The 1,367-nt window shown below is 50.5% G+C and carries 1 protein-coding gene; it reads left to right on the top strand.

The window, feature by feature from the left end:
* The first annotated feature begins 105 nt into the window (after nucleotides 1–105).
* Nucleotides 106–1,259 (top strand): IS3 family transposase gene (locus MOY_RS16420; RefSeq protein ID WP_105208808.1). Its coding sequence is split into 2 segments (ribosomal slippage): nucleotides 106–343 and nucleotides 343–1,259, totalling 1,155 coding nucleotides; the frame shifts between segments, so codons are not numbered across the junction.
* Nucleotides 1,260–1,367: the final 108 nt, after the last annotated feature.

The raw sequence follows: 1,367 nt of genomic DNA, 5'->3' as shown, positions 1-1,367 counted from the left end.
CGAAGCCCTGGACGGCACCACTAGATGTTTTTGAGATSATWACTGAATCGCCCCAGGTTTCGTAGACACCTCCAGGCCTTATACTAAAGGTATCTAGGAGGAACCATGAGCTATCCCCGCTACACTGAAGAATTCAAAATCGAAGCCGTCAAGCAGGTGGTAGAGCGCGGCCATCGCGTGGCCGAGGTCGCTGAGCGGCTAGGCGTGTCAGGTCACAGCCTGTACATCTGGATCAAGCGCTACGATAAGCCGGTAGAACAACGGCAAGAAGATGATGATCTCCAAGCTGAAAACCGTCGTTTGAAGGCCGAGCTCAAACGCGTATCAGAAGAGCGAGACATATTAAAAAAGGCCACCGCGTACTTCGCCAGGGAGTCCGACTGAGGTACGCGTTTATTCAAAATTATGCGAGCCAATATTCGGTACGTCGCTTGTGTCAGATGATGGCAGTGCACCCCAGCGGTTACTACGCATGGTGTAAAAAAGCGCTCTCTAATCGAGCGCGAGAAGATGAGCGCTTGCTGGGATTGATCAAGCACTCCTGGCTTGAAAGCGGCGGTGTATATGGCTATCGCAAGGTCTACCAGGACTTGCGTGAAGCTGGCGAAGCTTGCGGGAAGCACCGTGTGGCGCGTCTTATGAGTAGGGAAGGTTTACGTTCTCAGACAGGCTATCGACGACGCCCTGGCGGCTATGGCGGTGGAAAACCGGCTGTTGTATCCCCTAACCATTTAGACCGTCAGTTTGAAGTAACAGCGCCAAATGTTACTTGGGTGACGGACATCACGTACATCCGCACTTATGAAGGCTGGCTTTACTTAGCGGTAGTTATCGACCTGTTTTCTCGTCAAGTGGTTGGCTGGTCGATGAAGTCTCGCATGACTACGGAGTTGGTACTGGATGCTTTGTTATCAGCAGTCTGGCGACGCAAGCCACAAGGAACGGTGATGGTGCATTCGGATCAAGGAAGCCAGTTTAGCAGTGGAGACTGGCAAAGCTTTCTGAAAGCGAATCACTTGGTAGGCAGCATGAGCCGACGTGGTAACTGTCATGACAACGCCGTTGCTGAAAGCTTCTTTCAACTTCTAAAGCGAGAGCGAATCAAGCGACAGATTTATTCAACACGCGAAGCAGCTAGATGTGACGTGTTCAATTATATTGAAATGTTTTACAACCCAAAGCGCCGACACGGCACAAGTGATAACTTGTCACCGGTTGAGTATGAAAGGCGTTACTTTAAGAGCCTAACGGGTGTCTAGAATATCCGGGGCGATTCAAACCCAGTAAAACGCCGCCATAGAAAGACTGTTTTAGAAAACATAAGTTTAAGCCGTGCCATCCATCTGCTGCTCAAGCGCTTGTCGCAC

The sequence above is a fragment of the Halomonas sp. GFAJ-1 genome, assembly GCF_000236625.2.
In the GTDB taxonomy this organism is placed as follows: domain Bacteria; phylum Pseudomonadota; class Gammaproteobacteria; order Pseudomonadales; family Halomonadaceae; genus Vreelandella.
Note: the sequence above shows the minus strand (reverse complement) of the source record. Positions and strands in the feature narration are given on the sequence as shown.